Consider the following 15,954-nt stretch of genomic DNA (forward strand, 5'->3'; position numbering starts at 1 on the left):
GGATGGTAGCCACAGGTAAACGGGAAATAAGGTCCGGCAGGGAATATAACCGGCTGTTTCCCTCTTTCAGCGAGCTGGAGGGCACGGATAAAATCCTCCAGCACGGGGACGTCTTCGACACCCTGAACCTGATTGAAAAGATTGTCAAAGAGACCTTGGGTGATACGAAAAAGCTGGCCCGGCACCTGAAGGGCAAGGACCTGGAGACGACCACAAAAAATATCTTTGATTTTATCTACCGGCATATCCAATACCGGAAAGACGATCCCGGCACGGAGCAGTTGCATAGACCGCTTCGTATTTGGAAGGAACGGGCCCGGGGCGTGGACTGCGATGATTATACGATCTTTATTTCCAGTATTTTAAGCAATTTAAAGGTTCCGCATTACTACCGGATGACCAGGTACAAGGGCCGCGACTACTACCAGCACGTGTATGTGGTGGTACCCAAAGCCGGCCACCGCCTTTCGCAAGGCCATTACGTGATCGATCCGGTAGTGGACCGCTGGAATTACGAAGTACCTTATTCAGCAAAATTTGACAGAGCAATGCAATTACCGATACAATATTTAAACGGGGTAGACGAAGAACCTTTGCCTTACGAAGCGGTAGGCCTCGGTGCGACCGGCCTAGGTGCTACCGGCCTGGGAGTTCCGGAAACCTTTGGCAACGAGTTCGACTTGTTGGGCGTTCCCGGCCTGGGAGCGGTGGACGGGGACGGCTTGTACCGGGGCTTTTTGGACTCTTTGAAAAAGCACCTGCAAAACACCCGGATCGCGGTGTCTCAAAATCTGGCGGCCGACTATGCCGGTTACCGGGGCGTGGACCTGGCCCGGCAAATCGACTCGGTGCTCCAAGTCTGGGAGGACCCGGTGGCGAGGAGTCAACGCCTGGACGAGCTGGAGGCCTGGGAAGAAGCCCAGGAGAAGTTGTCCGGTTTGGGCGGCTTTTTTAAAAAGCTGTGGAAGGGGGTGAAAAAGGGCGTCAAAGCCGTGGGCAAGGTAGTGAAGAAAGGCGTGAAGGCCGTAGGTAAAGGGGTAAAATGGGTGGGTGACCGGGTAGGGGACGGGGTGCGTGCGGTAGGCAATGCCATTGCCCGGTACAATCCTCTTTCACTGGCGGCCCGGGGTGGTCTGGAAGCGGCTTTCCGGAGCAACCTGTTTAAGATGAGCGAGCGTCTGGGCTACGGCTATTTGAGCGAAGCGCAAGCCAGGCAAATCGGCCTGGACCTGGACAGCTGGCGCAAGTCGGTGGACCGCTTGAAAAAGACGCGGAACCTCTGGGTAAACACTTTAAAAGGCAAGGAAGGCAATTTGCGGCATTACATTATCCGGGGTTGGGAGAAAGGGGTGAAAAAACACGGTTTGCCGTTTTTGGAACCGGCCCATATCGACCAGACGATTGGAGGGCACAAGGGTTCAGCGGCCCCGAAGGGCAATCCCACCGAACAGCAGACCCCTCAAAGCCCGGCAAAAGATCCGGAAGCGGTGAAACGGAGGATGCAAGAGCTGTTGAAAAAACGGAATCCTTTCTACCGTTTTGCATCAAAATCTTCTCCTTTAAGACCTAAAGGCATCCTTCCGGGAGGCCGGACCCCAAGTGGTTGGACCCCGGGGGCCGGCCTCCCGGGTAGCCGGACTTCAACGCCAAGCAGTAGTGTACACAGCCGTTTGCAAGCGATGCTCCGGCAAAAGAGGCGGTTTGGCTTCCGGGGCGTGGAGGGCTTGGGCGCCGCCGGCTTAGGTGTGGCCGACTTAGGTGCTACCGGCCTAGGTGCCGCCGGTACGGCGGTGGGAGGAACAGCCGCCAGCGGGTTTATTGCCAAAATTGTATCCTGGTTGAAAGGCCTGGTGATCAAGGTAGCCAAAGGCGCGGGCAAGCTGGTAAAAGGCGGAGTCAAGGTGGTAAAAGACCTGGTAAAGGGCAACAAAAAGAAGCTGGCGGAGAAGGCGGCCGAGTTGGCGAAGAAAAAACTTCCTTTGGACAAAATCGGGATTCCGCTGCCGGGCAAAGGCCCTGTTCCGGACGGCTCTGGTACTCCGGTACCTTATGTGCCGCCTCAATACCCGTCATCCCCAACACCGCAGACGGCCGGTGGAGGCTCGATGGGCCTGGTACTTGCCGCGGTCGCAGTGGGCGGTTTGCTGTTGATGAACAAGAGCCAAAAGCCCGCAGGCCTGAGCGGGGCACCTGCCCGGAGGAAAGGAACAAGCACCGTAAGGAAGAAAACGACCCAACGCAAAGCCACAAGCCGCAAAACAAGCACGAAACGTAACACCCCGGCCTCCCGCAGGGGGCTGGGCAAAGTCACTATTTAACTTTTAAAAAGCTATGGTTGATTCAAAAAAACTACAAAGTACCGGCAAGAAGGTGTTGTTTATCTCTTCGGGCATGGTGTTGGAAAAGGCGGCTTCTTCGATGCTGCCCTTGCCGGAGGGGATCAAGAAGTTTATTTCCCCGGCCCTGTTGCTGGGCTCTGCCTATGTGCATATGAGCTCGAAAAGTGAGGCGGTCAAAGACCTGGCCGCAGGGGTGGCCATCAGTTCGGTCTTTAAGACGGCCAACCAGTTTATCCCTTCGCTGAGCCAGGGCAAAGCGGCCCAGTTCGTGCCACAGCTGGGCGAAGCGGAAGGCTACGGGGAGGAGTTTGCCGACCTGGACGCGGTGGCCGCGGACCTGGAGATGATCCCGGAAGACAGCCATTTGCTGCAAGGCATGGAAGATACGGCTTTGTTGCAAGGCGCTGCCCTGGGTATTTAAACGATTTTTCAACGTTTTAACGATTATACCAAGATGTTAACTGTCAATTACGACAAGATCACCACGCGTGCCCATGAGATGATCAAGCACGCGGCCAACACGGGGCAGTTGCCTCCGGAGACGGCCGAACGCTTTTTGTCCAACGAGCTGAAGAGCTCTTCCCATATCCTGTATGTAAAACACGAGATCACGGGCAAGTCGGATACGGCGGACCTGGTAAAAGCCTCGGACTCCAAGCAGGACGGGGTACGCAACCTGGACCGTGCCAAGCTGGACAAGTTCGAAAACATGGCGGTGGACCGCATCGGCTTCGGCTGGTTGGCCGGGGAGCAAACTTCAGCCATCGGTTTGTACTACAATACCGTAACGGGCAGGAACGATATCCACCCGGCCTTGTTCAACGCGGACTTGCTGATCAAGCAAAACGACCGGGTCTTGTTTGAGATGCCGGTTTCGGCCTTGTTGTCCTATGAGCCGAAGGGCTTGCTGGGCGGCCCGGAGAGCACTTTTGCGGTGTATACACCTTTTATCCTTCGGGAGGAAGTGCCGGTGCGCATCCAGTTGCGTTTTCCGGAAGGCAGCAGCGTAACGCCTCCTACCGGTCAGGAAGGGGACCGTTACTGGGTGAAGGTAGAGTTGTTCGGTACCAAGACCCAGGAGAAGTAATTTTTCTGTTTTCTACACAATTCAAGAAAGACCGGCCTGCCGCTGGCGGGCCGGACTGTTGAACCAATCTGTTATTTAACCCTTAAAACCGATGGCAAGAGCATTTAAAAAACAAACGGAGCTGGTGCGTTTTGCGGCCGGCACGCCCGGAGGGGCAAGGACGACCACGGTGCATCTGGACAGCGCCTACAGGAAAGTGACGGGCCTGCGGATACACGAGTTTTCCGGCGGGGGCCTTTCCTTCTTTGAAATCGGCCTGGAGGACAGCAGCGGGACGCTGGTAGATACCGAGAGCAGCGAGGTGTACCATTACGCCCCGGAGAAGCCCTGGGAGCCGGTGGATTTGTCCAACCACGGGCAGCAGTTGAAAGTCAAAACGGTATTGCCCTCGCAGCCCAGTGGTGAGGTGGTGTACCAAATCGTCTTTTTGTTAGAGCGATGAGTTTGCGGCAATTGGTCCCCACACTGGAAAACCCGTACGAAGACGGTCCTGTAGAGCTGGACTGTGCGGGCTTTGAAGTGCTGAACCGGGGGGCTTGTATGGTGCGGATGAGTTTTTCGGGCGGCAGTGCCCCGGGCCTGGAGTTGGCGCCGGGCGAGCAGTACCGCTCCCCCGTGCTGGAGAACCTCCGGCTCCAGGGGCCCTTGTGGCTGCGCTTTGAGGAGGGCGGCAGCCGTAACGTGACCGTGATCAAATACACCGAACATAACCAGGAAAGTTTTGCCTAAATGTAGCCATTGCGGAACGGACTATACAGCGGTGCGGGTGAACCAGAAGTATTGCTCGGAACCCTGCCGGAAGCGCGCCTGGCGCCAGTGCCACCGTACAACCCCCAAACCCATGAAGGAATTGACCGAAGAAACAGCCTCACCGGGGCCGCAAAGCTGGAAAGACTATGTGATCCAGGATTTGCAGGCGAAGGTAAGGGATTATAAAGAGACAAACCGGGAGTTAACCCAGGAACTGGACCGGACGAAACGGGATTTGTTTGCCAAGGAAAAAGACCTGGCTTTTAAGGACCGGGACTACGAGTTGCAGTTGCGGGAGCGGGAGCAGAGCCGGAAAGGGGGCCTGGAGGGCATCGTGGAGAGCGCCTACCAGCACCCGGAAGCCACGTCCATGCTCCTGCAAAGCCTGAGCGGCTTTTTGGGGGCGATGAAAGGGCAAACGCCTGCCGGTATTGCCGGAGCGCCCGAAAGCGATCCGGACATTGAAAACTTTACCCACTGGTACAAGGGCCTGGGCCCGGCGGACAAACAGGCCTTTGGTCAGTTGTTGCAGGCCTTCTCCCAGGCGGAGGATTACCCCCGGGCCGCCAGTAGTATGATAAACGCATTGAGCCATGATTCCACAGTTAACCAAGCAGTCTAAAGGCGGCCGGCTGAAAGTGAGCCGCAGCAAACAGGAGTTGTTAAAGATCCTGGAGAAGAATTTAAGCCAGGAGTCCCTGGAGATCCTGGCGGAGAAGTCCCGCTTGCCGGGCATCAATTATCTGATCAAAGCAAACAAAAACCTTTTATAATCCATGGCAGCGACAGCTTTATTAGCGGCCGGATCGGCGGCCAAGGGAGTGGTGGAAGGCATCCCTCCCTTGGTGTGGAAAGCCCTGCTGGGAGCGGGGGTGGTGTTTGTGGGTTACCAGGTAGTCCGGAAGGTGCAGAAGCGGGAACAGGAGAAGAAGTTCGACCGTGCCTACGGCTCGGATACCACCTTGGGCCGTGCAGCGGTGTACGCCTCCCGTTATTACTCGGCCATGTGGGAGAATGACTTTTTCGGATGGTCGGAGGACGAAGAAGAGCTTTTCGGTACAACCCGGGATATGGCCCAAGCGGGGGTATCTTTTGGGGAGGTGACCGAAGCTTACCGGATGCGTTACGGCAAGGACCTGTTGAAAAACATCCAAAGTGCCTTGAGTCCTTCGGAGTTCGGCAAGTTCCGCCAGCTTTTGGCGGGTGATTTAAGCGGTCTGGTCTTGCCGGAGAAAGTCTATGGCAAGGGGCTGGTACCGGTGTTTTCCTCCGATCTGCAAAGCGTGCAGTACATCCAAAGCGAGCAGCCTTTGGGCATGAAGCAATCGGTGGTGCGCTTAGGGGATGTGTTCTTTGTGGAGCTGGAAAACAAGCAGCAGCGCTATTTTGTACCCCGGGATAAAGTCACTATACGATGAAAGATACCCCATTACCTTTTGTGTTTGTCGCGGGTTTGTTGATTTATTTATCTACGCGCAAGCGTTCGTCACCCAAGGTACCGGGAGCACCGGTATCTAAGGGTTTTCCATTGCGGCAAGGGAGTACAGGGCCTTTGGTGAGGCAATTGCAGGCGGCCTTGTTGCAACAAGGCGGGAGTGCCGCCGCCCTGCTCCGGGCTTCCGGAGGGGCGGACGGGACGTTTGGCCGGGGGACGGCAAAAGCCCTGGTCCGGGCCGGCTATCCCACGGTAGTGGACCGCAGCACTTTTGAGCGCCTGATCAACCGTCCGGAGCCGGAGAAACCCGCCGGTTTGCCCCAATACGTCTATGCCAAAAACCGCTACGGGGCTTCGGTGTACAAGAAGGTCAACAGCTTCTCGCTTCCCTTGATCGGGGAGACGTATTTGGGGGCTTTACCAATCGTCAAAGTAGAGGACCAGACCTATCTGGGCAAGGCCACCGGCAAGACCAAGGGGGACTACCGGGAGGTGGAGGCGGTGTTGAACGAACGGCCGGTGCGCTTCTGGGTGGACTCGGACGAAACCAAGGTGTTTTCCGGCAGCCTGCCAGAGTTTTTGGCCTTTCAAAAGACCTATTTAAAACACAAGAAGCCCGAACATATCCAGCGGATTCTCAACGCTTTTAGTTAGAAGGATTTACGGGAGATATTATTGATTTTCTCCTAAAATGAAAAACAAGCACTGGTGCTTATGAAATACTTTCAATACAGTGAATTTGACAGTCCGGACGCCCCGGGTTCTGGCCGGAATATGGACCCGGGCTTTTTGTCCCGGCTGGACAAAGCCCGGGAATATTCCGGCATCCCGTTCAAGATCAACAGCGGTTACCGGACCAGGCGCTATAATGCGGGCTTGAAAAACTCCGTACCGGACAGCGCCCATGTGAAGGGCCTGGCCGTAGACATCGGGTTCAAGACCCTGGGGCAGGCCCATAAGATTCTGCAAGGGGCGATCAAAGCGGGCTTCCGGAGAATCGGCATCGGGGCCGGGTTCATCCACCTGGACAGCGACCGGGCAAAGCCCTGGCCGGCGGTCTGGGGCTATCCCACTACCAATCAAAAACTGCTCAGGCAGTACGAAACGGTGGTGGAAGGGGGCGCGACCTTGCAAAAAGCGGGTTCCATGGGCCTGGCCCTGGCAGCACTTTTACTCTATATCGTTTTGACCGGTAAAGAGAAGTAAACCGCTTTCCAAGCTATCGGATTGTGAATGTAACCGCATCTGTGACAAGAAGCACAGGTGCTTAATTTTCCACTCTTAAACTTTAATTTGTATGCAATTCGGAATTGAAAACCTGAAAAAGATCCTGTTGGCGGTGTTTGTGTTGATCTACACCCTTTTTGAAATCTTTGAGTCCAAGTTCAAATGGATGAAGCTGTTAAAGCTTTTGAACGTGGTGAAAGAGATCCCCCGGGTGGTGGCATCGGCCCCTTTCATCGACCGGGAGCTGGACGACCTCTCCACCGAGGAACACAAAGAGCTCATTGACTTTATCGCCGAGCGCTTCGAGCTGGACAATGAAAACTCGGAGGAAGCGATCGAAGCGGCATTGATGTGGATGGTGGCCACCGGCAACGCGGTGGAGAAATTCAAGGAACTGGGCGTGTTCAGCAAGAAAAAGAAGCAGAAAGCGGTCCATGTGTCCGGATAAGGAACCCGAGCGCTTGTTGTTGATGGTGGCGGGTTTGGCCGGAGGGCTGGCCGGCCACCATATTGCCCAACACACGGAGTTTAAAACGGCCCCTATTTGGGGGAGTTTTACTGGAGCCGTGTTGGCCTATTGGCTGTTATCCAAACCTGAAGAAAAAGAAGCTGATCCATGAGTGATAGTTACTATATCATCAACCCGGACCGGAAGGCCGAACTGCATTTTGATTATGGGGAATACAAGGCCCTTCCGGAGGAGTTAAAAAAAGAGCTCAAGCGTTATTTTGTCTGGGGCCGTAAGCGCAAAGCCTGGGTGAGCAAAGGGGATCACCGGAACTTTTCGGTCATCACGATGGTGAGCAAGCTGGATCTTCCTTTGAAAGAAAAGCAGGCGCGCAAAAGCTTTGCCGAGCAGGAGGAGGGCAAGGCGGCCAAAGCGGAATACCGGGCGGGAAAGTACGCCACCCGTGCCGAAAAAGCAGAAGAGCGTTCCGAACAGTTGAGAGCGGAGTTTAACCGGCTCCGGAAGGACTGGTCCTGGCTGACCCAACCCAATGTAAACAGCTCCGGGGGGCGGGCCTTTACCCGTAGCCGCAACCGGGTGATGGACCGCTACGACAAAGGGCTGGAGGAATACCGCAAGAGCGAGCAGTACCGGGCGATGGCCCAATCGGCCGCGACTTCGGCCACTCAGCCTAAGTTGTCCGATCCCAACTTTTTGCAACGGCGGATCAAAGAGGCGCAGAAACGCCTGCGGCAACAGGAAAAAATGATCGAAAACAGCCAGGAACGCCTGGAACAAGCCGAAAGCGAAGAAGAGAAGGCTTTTTCCCTGGAATCGCTGGAAAGGACCTTGGAGGACTATAAAGAAACCCAGGAGAAGCTGGCGTATTATACCGCCCGGCTCAACGAGTTGAAAGCCGGGGGAGCACAGGTGTTTGACCGGGAGAGCCTGCAAGGGGCTTTGTATATCAAAAGCCGCCGGGCCTGGTACAAGGTGGTGCGGGTGAACAAAAGTACGGTGACGCATTCCTGGTTCGCAGGGGATTTTAAAACCCCGCATAGCGATATCCAAGACGCGGTTTTTGCGGGGGACGAATACAAGATCACCGGTCACCGGCAAGGCTATGCCTTCCAAATCGAAGTCTTGCAACGGGCGGAAGACAAGAAAGAAACCGCCAATCTTACCACTGACCCACCCAAAGAGGAAAAACCTGTTACAAGCGATCCGAAAGAAAAGCCGGCCAAGAAACCGGCTGTGAAGTTGCCCTTCAAGCAACACCTGGCGGCTTATGCGGCATGGAAGGAAGTCCGGGAAACGGTGGAGGCCTCCGCCAAAGAATGGCATTCTACTATCGGGGGCCGTATCCGCCTTTCGGACAGTTTTGAGCTGTACGATTTTGATTCGCAGCGGGTTCGGTCAGAGGACGATCATTCGTTTACCTTCCGGGTCGGTACGTATCTTGATCCGGATAAAAACGTGGTGATCGTAGGGGAACACCTGCAACAGATTTACGGCATGCGGGTATATATGCGCAGCATCCGGAAGCGGGTCAAGCCTTCGGGCAAGCAGGAAAGCTATGGCTTTAAGGTGCTTGTCTCGCAATGGACGCCTTTTGCTTTACCTGACAGGGTGCAGGTGCCTGCCGGCAAACGCAAACCGCATTACAGGTTGGGCGAGCCGAAGAGCTACCGGGACCGGGAAAAGTTACGCAGGGACGTCTTGTTGGAAGAGCTGATGTTGGGTAAGCTGGAGATGGCCCTGGAGAGCAAGTTCAACGGGATGGAGGACATGACCGAGCGTATACCGGAAGAACAGCAGCATTGGTATGTGCCCGGGCTCTCCCAAATCCCGGAGGTATTTTACCGCGAAACGCCGGAACACTACGGTAAGAACCTGGTACTTTGGGGGCATTCCGGGGTGCGCTATGCCCTGCGGTACCATCACCGGCCGGTGCCCCAATACCTGGATCTGGAGGGAAAGGGGAAGCCGGAAAAGAAAATCCTTGGTTCGGAGGCGAAAAAGAAACTTGCCGGACAGCTAAGGCAAAAGGCGGAAAGCCTGGAGAAAAAGGCTGCGGCCAAGCGTTCCGGGGGGACGTTTCACCAGAACTGGACCCCGAGAAGGGCGGGCATTATGAAAAGCCTGGAGGCGGACGCGGAAGCCCTGGAGCAAAAGGCCTTTGCCTTCCGGAAGTTGGCCGAAGGCTGGGAAGCCGGCAGTGTTCCGGAGCTGTTGCAAGGGATCCGGACGATTGCCGATTTGAACGAGCTGTACTCTTTTTATCCTACCATCCGTGGCAATACGCCGGAGAGCTATTTGGACGAAGCCCGTAAGCGCCTGGAGCGTTTGCAAACCATGGGCCTTGATTCGGAAAGCCGGTTTCAGGCGGCTAAGAAAGCGTTACAGGAATTGGCTCCTGTTGAACCTTCCGAAGAGGCACAAAGCGCCAGGCGGTTGCGGGAATTGGAGGAGAAGTTCCGGACGAGCAAACAGCCGGGCTTTTTCCCTACGCCTAAAGCGGTGGCGGAGAAAATGATTGCCCTGGCCAGGGTGCCGGAAGGGGCGGTGATCCTGGAACCCAGCGCCGGCCTGGGCCATTTGGCCGCGGAGATCAAACAAGCCTTTCCGGAAAACAAACTGGTGATAGGCGAACTCAACCGCTCCTTTCACGAAGTGCTCAGCCTCAAAGGTTTTGACGTGGCGTTTGACGATTTTCTTTCGTACCGTCCAGCAGAAAAAGACAGGCCGGAAATCATCTTGATGAATCCTCCCTTTGAAAAGGGGCAGGATGCCGAACATATCCTTCATGCCTTTGAGATGGTCAAACCCGGGGGTCAGGTGATCAGCCTGGCTTCGGAAGGCTTGTTTTTCCGGCAGTCGAAAAAGGAAACGGCTTTCCGGGAGTTTTTGGAGGAACAAGGTGGAACCTCCGAAGTACTACCGGAAAAAAGCTTTACCGGCAGTGGGGCTTTTAAACAAACCGGGGTCCGTACCCGGATTGTGGTTTTGGAAAAGCCGGCTGCCAAATCGGAAAAGACTGTTACAAGCGAGCCTAAAAAGAAACCGGAGATGAGAAAGAAAGTTTCCGTACAACAGGAAATCCTTTTCAAAGAGGACGTGTACCACTTTAGCGAAGACCAAAAAATCATCCGGAAGTTTGCCGGGATGTCGGGCAAGGCCAAAAGCCGTAAGGAGCTGAAAAACGCGATCCTGGACTTGCAGAAGAAAGCCAAGGAAAAGCGTTTTTCCGACCCTTACAAACCCCTGCTCCGCAAGCTCCAGGACGAAGCGGTGGACCTGTACAACGGGATGGAACGGGACAAGATCACCCGGCAGACGGTTGAATTTTCCAAAAGCCTGGCTTTGGAACTGGAGCAAGAGGCGCAAAAGAAAAAGCTGCGTTATTCGGTGACCTTGCTTAAACGCTTTTTGAACCTGCAAGGGGAAGCCGCTCCGGAAAAGGCAGAGCGCTTGTTAGCCCTGATTCAAAGCGCCTTGAAAAAGGGCAAAGTCCCTAAAGACGATCCCTATTATGCCAAGCTGAAAGCGGTGGAAAAAGAATTGTCTCAAGACAAGTCCCCGGAACTGGAGAGCCGGTCACTGGAGGGAATCCGGATGGAAGCCAAGACACCGAAAGGGGTAATGAGTGCGGGGGACCTGCAAAAGATGGATTTTAAAGTCCTTCCTTTCTCCGGAAAGTGGGCGGAGTTTATCGGCCAACCCAGTGAAAACTTTTACCTCATTATTTACGGCAAACCCAAGATGGGCAAGTCCAACCTGGCCTTTCAACTGGCCAAGTATTTAGGCAGTTTCGGTAAAGTGCTGTACGTAGCCGCCGAAGAGGGCTTCGGCTTGACGCTCAAAACCAAGATGGAGGAAAACGGGATTGCGGCCGAAGACCCGGTGCATTTTTCCGATGCCCGCCATTTGGAAGGGGTGAAAAGACACCTGGACCAGGGCTATGCAGTTTGCTTTATCGATTCGATCAACGTACTGGACCTGGAGCCGGAAGAATTTGAGCGCTTCCGGAAGTCGTACCCCAACACCGCTTTTGTCTGCATTATGCAATCGACCAAATCCGGAAACTTTCGCGGCAGCCAGGAGTGGACCCACAACGCGGACAGCATTGTCAACCTGGATGAGCCGGGTTTGGCTACCTGTAGAGGCCGCTTTGGTGCGGGGGAATACAAAATATTTGAACGATGAAAAACACTTTAAAAACCGTAGGGACCCAGCGCCTTTTACTCGATACTACAGTAAAGAAACTGACCTTGCCGCAAACAGCGGTGGAAGCCTTGCTGGTGCTGGAGGCGGAAGGGACGGCAAAAGCGGCCCGTTGGTGGACGGATGGCAGCGAGCCTACCACCAGCGAAGGGATGCTTTTGGGCGATACTTCCGTGCTGGAACTCACCCACCGGCAAGACCTGGAGCGCTTTCAAATCACCGGGATTGATCCGGGCAAAACGTCAGTATTAACCATCACCTATTACGGCTTTTAACCATGGCAATACAGATGACACGCAAACGGCTGTATCAGCTGTGTAGTAGCGGCGGTTCCGGCGACAACGGAGGAGGGACAAACAGCCCCCAGGTACTGGACCGCTTTGTCACTTCGGACCATCTTGTCAAATCGGCCTATTGGAAGCTGGAAGGACCCAGAAGCCTGGGCGTTCCCCGCTATTCCCCCTTGGAAATAGAGGCGGTGATTTGGGAGGTGCGCCTGGCTTCGGAAAGCACCTGGACGCTTAAAAGTACCTGGGCGGAAGTTCGGGCCTATGCCGCTGCCCGCAGCGTTGCCGAACATTGGTATTTGCGGGGTACGGTAAGCGCCAAACAAGGATTGGAAAACATAGAAATCGGCCTGGCTATTGAACTCTTATGAAAGCAACAGTAATTGACCAACGGGCCTTGTGGCATACCCGGGCCCAGCTTAGTTTTAACCTATCCGGGAACCAGCGGGTAGTAATCCCCAATCCCATAGACAAGCGCTTTGCCTTCCATCAGGGGCAAAGCTTTTCGTTGGTAGGCCTGGCCAGGGTAGTTGAAGGGGGCGACCTGGTGCAAAAACTGGAGGGGACGGGTTGGGTCCTGAGGGCTCATACCGGGCAAATAGACTTTACCCTGTGCGCTTCGGGAGGCCTGAGTTACACCTGCCTTTGGGAGGATTTTCGCCTCCGGGACACCTTTCACTTTACCATTTCTTACCAGGCAATAACCAAAAGCCTGGCTTTGTCGGTCAACGGGCGGAAGGTGGCCGAAACGGAGTGTAGGGATTTGAGTGCCGGCCAGGATTTTGTGAGCAATGCCCCTTTGAGTTTCGGAAGTTTTGAGGGCTGTTTGTCCCAAGTCTCGCTGTACGACAAAGCATTGTCGCAAGGCGAAGTCCAGGCATTGCACAAATGGGTGGGACTCATCCCTTCGTCTTTGCATGCGGCTTGTACCGGCTATTGGCCTTTGGATGTGGACCTCTTGCACCGGGGCAGCGACCGGCCGCTTTGGGCGTTTGACCACTCCAAGCGGTTCAATTATGCCAAGCCGGCAGCCCTTGCAGCGGCACATGGAACCCTGGAAAATTATTCCTTAGAAGAGACGGGCAATTTGGGCTTTGGCAAACAAAGTGTTTTTATGGATCTGTACCAAAGCCGGGGGCTTTACAGGGGTACCGGCTACCGGGTGAACCGGAGCACTCCAGGGGCCGCGATAGAAATCACCTGCGGTTTTGATCAAATGCAACAGGCGGGACAAGGTAGCCTGGTCTTGGAGTTTGATACTTCCAAAGAAACCGGACCGGCGGAGCTTCTGGTCACCACATCCGCTTCCAATTATTTTGGGTATTTACAGGTGCAAAGCGATCAAATCTCCCTGGTAACCGGTGAAGTTGGTTTTGATACAATCATCAAGGAAAATCCGATCCGGGGCCGGCACACCTTATTGATACAATACCCTACTTTGAGCACAAGAAAAATTTGGTACCGGGAAGGCCCGGGCCCTTTTGTCCTGGTAGAAACCCGGACGGACGGGCTTTTTTCCAATACCCATACTATTGCTCCATTGCTGGGGGAAAGTCCCGGCAAGGGCCTGATATTGCAAAGGGCTTTGTTCAGCACGGAGGCCCTTGTTCCGGAAGTGTACGAAAAAGAGTTGTTTGATACCCAAACGCTTATTTCCGATTATCGGTTTTGCGAAAGGGAAGGCAAGCAGGTTTTTGACCGGGTAAGCGGTGTTGCCGTCCCCTTGCCGTCCCAAGAGACGGGGGACGGGGCGGGAAATGGTGCCTGGAGGGAGGAGAGGCAAGGGCAACCGGCCCTGGTGCAAACCACTTCTTTCAACAAGGAAAGCGACAGCCAACAGCAGCTTTTGGTGCCCCATTTCGATATGCCCATAGACGAAAAAGGGTTAACGGTCATGCTGAATGTATACCCCTCGGCCCCTTTCGATACCGAGGACCTGGGGATTCTGCACAGCAACGACCGGCAAATAAGGTTGTACCGTGAAAACGACCGGCAATGGCGGTTTCAATACGACTTTGACAAGGGGCATTCCTTTGCCTTCGACCAGGAGGCGGTGTATAAAAATCTCCATGCCTTTAGTTCCTGGGTCTTTGTCCTGGGGGAAGACTCCCGTTTCTACTTCAACGGGACGCCCCTGGGAACGGTCACCAGGGACGGCAGTTTGACGGGGCAAGCTTTCACCGGGGACTTACAGCTCTATGGCGAAACGGCCCCGGGCAACTTTCCCGGGGGTGGCACCTACCTGCAAGGCGGTTTCCATTCCTTTGCCCTGTGGAAACGGCAGTTAAGCCCGAAAGAGGTGTTGCAAAACTCCCGTCCGGAGTTTCCCATCGGGACGGCTAAAGACCTGGTATTGTACTACCAGCACCAGGAGGGCAGCTATTACGAAGACGGCAGCGCGGTAAAGGTCCGGAACCTGGCCCCGGAGAGCAGCTTTCCCATAGGCTCGGCTACCCGTCCCGGGGATTGGGACGCGGAAGTATGGGGCTTTCCCGGAGACTATCTCCAGGAACAGTTGCAAGCCGTCAAAAACGCCTGTGAACGCCTTGAAAATTTGTATTAATCATGCCGGAAGAACTGACCCCCTTGCTGGAGATCATTAAGCGGTTTGGCCTGGTGCAGGTGCTCTGCGGTATCCTGGTGTTTGCCTTGCTACAACAACGTAAAGCCCTGGCGGCTGCCCTGGTGGGTTTGCTCCGGGCTTGTACGGAAATGGCCCGGGCCTTTGCCCGTCACCTGCGGCAGGAGGTGTTGCAAAAAATCTCGGGGGTATACGAACTGATGAACCGCCTGGCCCATGAGTTTAGCTGTATGCGGGTGGCGGTGCTCAAGATCCACGGGGAGCGCAAAAAGCCGGAGGATTTGCACCTGTCCGTCTTTGTGGAGCTGACCGGCAAGTACGAAGACGGAAGGTTGGTAGAGCCCTTAAAACCCCTGAAACAAAAGCAGCCTTTGAACAAACAGGCCTTGAACTACCTGGAAAAAATGCTCAAAAGCCTGGACAAGGATTTGTACATCGACAACGTGGACTTGATGCCCTCGGGCCGGGCCAAGCTGGAGCTGTTATCGACAGAAGCCAAAGCGGTATACCATCTTTACCTGGAGGCGGAACCGGAAAAACTCTATACCTTGCTCCTGGTTTTTAACCGGAAAACCCCGCTGTCCGAACGGGACAAGACCCGCATCCGGAACTTTGCCCAGCAAATCCGGAAATTACTTGTTTAAGTAGAAGTACGCATTTATTTTCTACATTTGCCTCATTAAACTCATATATCAAGGGAATTGTATTTAAGAAAAGCAAGCCATTCGGTTTGCTTTTTCTTTGTATACGGCCTCACCCGTCCGTTAGTACAAAATATTTTAAAAACTTACCACTTACTACGCATTTGTATTCTTGGAAAAGTTTTATACATTTACCGGAAAACCAGCATTTATAACCGTAAAATACTATTTTGTGCAATGAGCCTAATCGCTAAAATGTACGTTGAGGACAAGGAAATTAATATTCTTGACTTCAAATTCCGGTTTACCCGTTCGGTAGACGAACACGGCAAACCCATGGGCAAACCCAACGGGACAATCTTTGATATCACCTTTGAAACGACCTCGGATCAGAGTTTTTTTGCCTGGTCGGTGGGTATGGACATGGTGAAAAAAGTAAAGATTGTCGTTTCCCCGGTGACGCAAGACAGCAAAAGCCGGGTCTTCGAACTCTACGATGTACACTGCGTCTTCTTTAAGAATAATTTCAACGGGGTGAATGGCGAACCCATGACCACCCAAATCAAACTCTCCCCGGCCATCCTCTACGATGGAGGGTATAAAATCCTGGAACACTACTGGAAGGAAACGGATTTGAGCGCCCAGGATACCCCGGTGACGACCATTGCCCCGGAGAAGGAGTTGGAGATTATCAAAATGCATTACGAAGATCAAAACGGGGAGGAAATAGATAAAACCCTGGAGGGTGAAGTAACCTTGGTCATCCAGACAGAAAACGGGCCGGGTAAAAACTTGGACATCAATCTGGACAACCGCAAACACGACTTCAAACGGGACGGCAAACCACTGGAAGACGGTCTGTTAAAAGACGTCACTATCACAGGGGGTATTACAAGAGTCCTGTTAGAAGCCATTCCCAAAACCCATTAATCACT

18 protein-coding genes are annotated in these 15,954 nt (G+C 54.2%); all 18 read left to right on the forward strand.

The genetic code is table 11. The features are described 5' to 3' along the window. The first annotated feature begins 2 nt into the window (after positions 1-2). The 18 genes from AAG747_RS07850 to tssD all read left to right on the forward strand — a co-directional run bounded on the left by AAG747_RS07850 (position 3) and on the right by tssD (position 15,949). Positions 3-2,318: a transglutaminase-like domain-containing protein gene (locus AAG747_RS07850; RefSeq protein ID WP_346820605.1), complete on the forward strand. Its 2,316-nt coding sequence runs from the start codon at positions 3-5 to the stop codon at positions 2,316-2,318. Positions 2,319-2,331: 13 nt separating this feature from the next. After that, a complete protein-coding gene (locus tag AAG747_RS07855; protein ID WP_346820606.1) occupies positions 2,332-2,760 on the forward strand; it encodes a hypothetical protein in 429 nt (142 codons plus the stop codon). Positions 2,761-2,793: 33 nt separating this feature from the next. Beyond that, the gene (locus tag AAG747_RS07860) at positions 2,794-3,426 is read left to right on the forward strand and encodes a hypothetical protein (protein WP_346820607.1); all 633 of its coding nucleotides are present in this window, start codon (positions 2,794-2,796) and stop codon (positions 3,424-3,426) included. 91 nt (positions 3,427-3,517) lie between these two features. Next, complete coding sequence (locus AAG747_RS07865) at positions 3,518-3,868, forward strand: hypothetical protein (RefSeq protein ID WP_346820608.1); 351 nt, start codon at positions 3,518-3,520, stop codon at positions 3,866-3,868. Further along, positions 3,865-4,155, forward strand: a complete 291-nt coding sequence (locus AAG747_RS07870; protein ID WP_346820609.1) for a hypothetical protein — start codon at positions 3,865-3,867, stop codon at positions 4,153-4,155. Before AAG747_RS07865 ends, AAG747_RS07870 begins: the two co-directional genes overlap by 4 nt. After that, complete coding sequence (locus AAG747_RS07875; protein ID WP_346820610.1) at positions 4,148-4,798, forward strand: hypothetical protein; 651 nt, start codon at positions 4,148-4,150, stop codon at positions 4,796-4,798. Before AAG747_RS07870 ends, AAG747_RS07875 begins: the two co-directional genes overlap by 8 nt. Further along, positions 4,770-4,949, forward strand: a complete 180-nt coding sequence (locus AAG747_RS07880; RefSeq protein ID WP_346820611.1) for a hypothetical protein — start codon at positions 4,770-4,772, stop codon at positions 4,947-4,949. The genes AAG747_RS07875 and AAG747_RS07880 overlap by 29 nt, the downstream gene beginning before the upstream one ends. A 3-nt stretch (positions 4,950-4,952) precedes the next feature. Further along, positions 4,953-5,594 (forward strand): hypothetical protein, encoded by a 642-nt coding sequence (locus AAG747_RS07885; RefSeq protein WP_346820612.1) that lies wholly within the window; start codon positions 4,953-4,955, stop codon positions 5,592-5,594. Beyond that, positions 5,591-6,265 carry a peptidoglycan-binding domain-containing protein gene (locus tag AAG747_RS07890; RefSeq protein WP_346820613.1) on the forward strand — a complete coding sequence of 225 codons (675 nt, stop codon included), beginning with the start codon at positions 5,591-5,593 and terminating at the stop codon, positions 6,263-6,265. The genes AAG747_RS07885 and AAG747_RS07890 overlap by 4 nt, the downstream gene beginning before the upstream one ends. A 60-nt stretch (positions 6,266-6,325) precedes the next feature. Beyond that, positions 6,326-6,817: a D-Ala-D-Ala carboxypeptidase family metallohydrolase gene (locus AAG747_RS07895; protein WP_346820614.1), complete on the forward strand. Its 492-nt coding sequence runs from the start codon at positions 6,326-6,328 to the stop codon at positions 6,815-6,817. Between the two features lie 91 nt (positions 6,818-6,908). Then, complete coding sequence (locus AAG747_RS07900; protein ID WP_346820615.1) at positions 6,909-7,286, forward strand: hypothetical protein; 378 nt, start codon at positions 6,909-6,911, stop codon at positions 7,284-7,286. Continuing rightward, a complete protein-coding gene (locus AAG747_RS07905) occupies positions 7,273-7,458 on the forward strand; it encodes a hypothetical protein (RefSeq protein WP_346820616.1) in 186 nt (61 codons plus the stop codon). Before AAG747_RS07900 ends, AAG747_RS07905 begins: the two co-directional genes overlap by 14 nt. After that, the gene (locus AAG747_RS07910; protein ID WP_346820617.1) at positions 7,455-11,492 is read left to right on the forward strand and encodes a hypothetical protein; all 4,038 of its coding nucleotides are present in this window, start codon (positions 7,455-7,457) and stop codon (positions 11,490-11,492) included. Before AAG747_RS07905 ends, AAG747_RS07910 begins: the two co-directional genes overlap by 4 nt. After that, positions 11,489-11,785: a hypothetical protein gene (locus AAG747_RS07915; RefSeq protein ID WP_346820618.1), complete on the forward strand. Its 297-nt coding sequence runs from the start codon at positions 11,489-11,491 to the stop codon at positions 11,783-11,785. Before AAG747_RS07910 ends, AAG747_RS07915 begins: the two co-directional genes overlap by 4 nt. Before the next feature lie 2 nt (positions 11,786-11,787). Then, entirely contained in the window at positions 11,788-12,168 is a 381-nt protein-coding gene (locus tag AAG747_RS07920; protein WP_346820619.1) for a hypothetical protein, read from the forward strand. Beyond that, entirely contained in the window at positions 12,165-14,360 is a 2,196-nt protein-coding gene (locus AAG747_RS07925) for a LamG-like jellyroll fold domain-containing protein (RefSeq protein WP_346820620.1), read from the forward strand. The genes AAG747_RS07920 and AAG747_RS07925 overlap by 4 nt, the downstream gene beginning before the upstream one ends. Before the next feature lie 2 nt (positions 14,361-14,362). Then, entirely contained in the window at positions 14,363-15,022 is a 660-nt protein-coding gene (locus AAG747_RS07930) for a hypothetical protein (protein WP_346820621.1), read from the forward strand. A gap of 234 nt (positions 15,023-15,256) precedes the next feature. Further along, positions 15,257-15,949: a type VI secretion system tube protein TssD gene (tssD, locus tag AAG747_RS07935; RefSeq protein WP_346820622.1), complete on the forward strand. Its 693-nt coding sequence runs from the start codon at positions 15,257-15,259 to the stop codon at positions 15,947-15,949. The last annotated feature ends 5 nt before the right edge of the window (positions 15,950-15,954 follow it).

It is taken from the genome of Rapidithrix thailandica (genome assembly GCF_039710355.1).
Taxonomy (GTDB): Bacteria; Bacteroidota; Bacteroidia; order Cytophagales; family Flammeovirgaceae; genus Rapidithrix; species Rapidithrix thailandica.

Bases quoted from the DNA above. Each gene is read 5' to 3' on its own strand.
- AAG747_RS07870 (WP_346820609.1), top strand. From the start codon at position 3,865: ATGAGTTTGCGGCAATTGGTCCCCACACTGGAAAACCCGTACGAAGAC.
- AAG747_RS07865 (WP_346820608.1), top strand. From the start codon at position 3,518: ATGGCAAGAGCATTTAAAAAACAAACGGAGCTGGTGCGTTTTGCGGCC.
- AAG747_RS07885 (WP_346820612.1), top strand. From the start codon at position 4,953: ATGGCAGCGACAGCTTTATTAGCGGCCGGATCGGCGGCCAAGGGAGTG.
- AAG747_RS07920 (WP_346820619.1), top strand. From the start codon at position 11,788: ATGGCAATACAGATGACACGCAAACGGCTGTATCAGCTGTGTAGTAGC.
- tssD (WP_346820622.1), top strand. From the start codon at position 15,257: ATGAGCCTAATCGCTAAAATGTACGTTGAGGACAAGGAAATTAATATT.
- AAG747_RS07850 (WP_346820605.1), top strand. From the start codon at position 3: ATGGTAGCCACAGGTAAACGGGAAATAAGGTCCGGCAGGGAATATAAC.
- AAG747_RS07860 (WP_346820607.1), top strand. From the start codon at position 2,794: ATGTTAACTGTCAATTACGACAAGATCACCACGCGTGCCCATGAGATG.
- AAG747_RS07900 (WP_346820615.1), top strand. From the start codon at position 6,909: ATGCAATTCGGAATTGAAAACCTGAAAAAGATCCTGTTGGCGGTGTTT.
- AAG747_RS07890 (WP_346820613.1), top strand. From the start codon at position 5,591: ATGAAAGATACCCCATTACCTTTTGTGTTTGTCGCGGGTTTGTTGATT.
- AAG747_RS07910 (WP_346820617.1), top strand. From the start codon at position 7,455: ATGAGTGATAGTTACTATATCATCAACCCGGACCGGAAGGCCGAACTG.
- AAG747_RS07895 (WP_346820614.1), top strand. From the start codon at position 6,326: ATGAAATACTTTCAATACAGTGAATTTGACAGTCCGGACGCCCCGGGT.
- AAG747_RS07855 (WP_346820606.1), top strand. From the start codon at position 2,332: ATGGTTGATTCAAAAAAACTACAAAGTACCGGCAAGAAGGTGTTGTTT.
- AAG747_RS07930 (WP_346820621.1), top strand. From the start codon at position 14,363: ATGCCGGAAGAACTGACCCCCTTGCTGGAGATCATTAAGCGGTTTGGC.
- AAG747_RS07915 (WP_346820618.1), top strand. From the start codon at position 11,489: ATGAAAAACACTTTAAAAACCGTAGGGACCCAGCGCCTTTTACTCGAT.
- AAG747_RS07925 (WP_346820620.1), top strand. From the start codon at position 12,165: ATGAAAGCAACAGTAATTGACCAACGGGCCTTGTGGCATACCCGGGCC.
- AAG747_RS07880 (WP_346820611.1), top strand. From the start codon at position 4,770: ATGATTCCACAGTTAACCAAGCAGTCTAAAGGCGGCCGGCTGAAAGTG.
- AAG747_RS07905 (WP_346820616.1), top strand. From the start codon at position 7,273: ATGTGTCCGGATAAGGAACCCGAGCGCTTGTTGTTGATGGTGGCGGGT.